The following is a 3,196-nucleotide window of genomic DNA, read 5'->3' on the forward strand; positions in this document are numbered from 1 at the left end:
GGTGCGCCGCCCTCACCGGCCCGCCCCGGACGCAACCACGCTCTCCGTGCTCCGACTCTAAAGCGCTACCAGGGCTCGGGGAGGAGCCTCCCGGAAACAAGGGCTCGATGGAACCGATGCCGGAGAAGGTCGGGGGCCCGCCCCAAGGACGAGCCCGAAGAGCAGGGGTCCCCGGAGGTCCACTTTAAGGCGATCTCCGACCACCGGCGTGCCCGTGCGACTCGGGGGCGCGTGCGGAAGGCTCGGTCTCGAGACCCTACGGGACGCGCTCGCGGACCCGGACCCGAGCGTCCCCCACCCCGCGCGGGCTGGACGCGCTCGGGGATGGGCCGGGCGGGCTCGAGTCCCCGGGTCGAGGAGGGGTTCGAGGCGCAGGCGGTCCCGGCCGGGCGGTCCACCCCACTACCGTCTGGTACGCGGACACCGCGCTCGCGAGCGCGAGCCTAACCGTCGAGAGTCTCGAGGAGCTGGAGGAGGATCGATGCTTCACGATCCCCATCGTGACGGACGCGAAGGGTCCCGTCGCCCTCCCCGAGCACGGGGCCCCGGGCCTCGCCGCAGTGATGAGCGTAAACCTGCACGCGAGCACGCTCCACGAGCTCTTCACCCGCCTCGATCGGCGCGCACGATCCCCACGCCAACAACCCGGGCTTCCACGAGGAGTACGGCGGTTACCCGCCCCCGACACGCGGGCCCGAGAGGCCTGTACAAGGGGGCTTGAAGTAGCGCCCCGGAGTGGTATCCCCCGCGAGGGTGACCCCAGGAGGCTCCGGTGAATGTGCCCCGAGCCTCAGACCAGGCCCCGATCTCGCTACGAGTACCACCAAAGCGCGCGGCCGCGCGCGTCCACCGGACTCCTCGGACGCGCGGCGCGACCCCCAGGATGCCCGAGCCCGGGATCGCCCCGTCGTCCCCGCCTCCCGCGGCACGCCGCGCGGCGCGGGGCACGACCGGACCAGGCCTGCGAGACGAGCCTCCCCGAGGCACACCCCCGAGCGTCACGCCAGCCCCGCCAGGGAGCCGCCCCACGCTCGATCACAAATGGAGGACCCGGCCCTCCCCGGACGAGCCCGAGGGCCCCGGCGCAGACCACCGGAGCCCCACCACCCGCGCAACGCCGCCCTCACCCCGGCGGGAGACCGAGGACTCGACCGAGCGCGCTTTCCCGTCCCCCCAGCCCCGAGCCGAGCCCTCCCGCCGAACCCTCCGCACCGTCCCCGGAGACCAGCGGACGGCCCCAGTTTTTCCATCGGGAAAAACCAGGGATCCAGCACCACACAGGATCGTGCGACGCGATGTAGCGGCCCCCGGGCGGTAAATTCCCTCACCTCTCGAGGCAGGACCGGGAGTCACGCCTCACCACCGCACGCCCGGCGCGAGCGTAATCATCCCCGCGCCTTCGTGGGCGAGCCCGAAAACCCAGCGGGCCCTACGAAACCCTCAACGGACGGTGCCGGCCGCCACCCGAGCGTGACTCCGGGTGCGTTAACGCCCGAGAGAGGGTGAAAGTGGCGCGAGACACCACCGATTCCGCAGGCCCGGGACCCCGAGTGCGCGACCCGTGCCGCGACCGCGAGCGCACGTCCGTGCGGCGAAGCCCGCGCCTTTTTTTATCACCAGTTAACTCCCGGCTCAGGGGGAGGGAGGCTCGACGCCGTCGATCGCCTCGACGATCGTCTCGACGCTGCTGGCGGTCGCCACTCACCCCACCGCGGCGCAATCCGCCGGGCCGCTGACCGTGAGTGAGAGCGCGAACGCGCACTGTCCACCGTGGGGATAGATCCCACCTTCCTAGTCGAAGGTCTTGGTCTTGAGTTTCCGCATCCTTCCGGAGATCGGTTTCTCCTAGTAGATCGGTTTCTCTTAGTCGCACCGCTCTGGCGGGAGGATGATCATTACCGGGCGATTCTAGGCGTGTACGGAGTGGACGAGCTGATCCTGCCGCGGGGAGCCGTTTACCGCGTGCTGGTCCCGAGCAGGGCGGAGCGGTCGGCGCGCGCTGGCAGGTGGTCACGTACGCCCCATGGCACACCCCCCTGCAGGGGGCCAGGTGGGCTGCTCCGGCTTCGACCCGGGGAGACCGTGGGTCGCACGTTCGCGGTGGAGACGAGCCTGTCGGCCCGGGACGGGCGGGCTCGGCTCGCACTAACACCTGGGAACTGGATCGTCGCCCTCGGCTGGACCATGGACTTCAACGTGCTGACGCTCGACGGTCGAGTCCTGTTCCCGGGGACGGTACCCGTACGAGGAGGTCGAGTACGACCTGCCGGGCGGCGTGCACCTCGCGTTCTGGTTGTTCCGGTACGCGTTGGACCTCAGCGGGCGGTGGGGCCGGGAGTGGGATTGGGTTAATGCGCCACGGCGGTTCGACCCGCGGTGGTGGTACGAGCACGGGGCGTTCTACGGGCACCGTACCGTGCTCGAGGTGAGAACAGGGGAGACCTGATCCTGAAGTTCAAGGCGCCGGAGCCGGGCGCGCCGCTCAAGCCTCCAGTGACGCTGGTCCTGCAGGAGCACGAGTTCGTTACGCACAGGTACGTCGAGAACCACCTGAAACCCCCATCCACCCACGTCGTGAGCGGGAGGCCTAAGGGCAGGAAGTCCAAGGCCGGGACGCTGGGCCCGGCGTGGATGGTGGCGGCGCTCGCAGCCCCGGCGCTGCCGATCCGGCAGGCCGCGCGATCCCGCGCCCACCGCTAACGATGCTAGCCCCCATCGTGGCACCGTCGCCTAAGGAGCAGACGGAGACCGAACCACCGCGCCGGTCCGTGGTCGCCCGGCACGGGCCACCGGAGGTCCGGCCACTCCCACCACCAGAGACCACACGCGTGCCCCGCCGAACCGACCGCACGGCACGGACGAGCCACGACCGCGGAGGGTCAGGAGCGGAGACGCCCCGGGCCCGATCGGCACCCCGAGCGCACACCACCCGCCCCTCTCCTACCCACGGCCACGCCCCCACCACCGCCCGACCAGCCCCAGGACCCGACGGGCCGGGCACTGGGACCCCCGGAACGGAGGACGCCCGCAGAACCTGTACCATTGCCTCGCCGCGGTGTGAGCCAAGCAAAGCAGCGGACCTCACCCAACCACACTCCCGCGAGAGCCCCAGCCGGGCGCACGCCGTGCCCCATCACGCACATCCACGACCCTAAACCCGGGAGGTGAGGCAAGGCGCGACCACCTCAGGGGCCCT

1 protein-coding gene is annotated in these 3,196 nt (G+C 71.0%); it reads left to right on the top strand.

From position 1 onward, the window contains the following. Positions 1-2,275 precede the first annotated feature (2,275 nt). Positions 2,276-2,446, top strand: a complete 171-nt coding sequence (locus tag ACXJJV_RS06050) for a hypothetical protein (protein WP_456467289.1) — start codon at positions 2,276-2,278, stop codon at positions 2,444-2,446. Positions 2,447-3,196 lie beyond the last annotated feature (750 nt).

It is taken from the genome of Methanopyrus sp., from assembly GCF_053997775.1.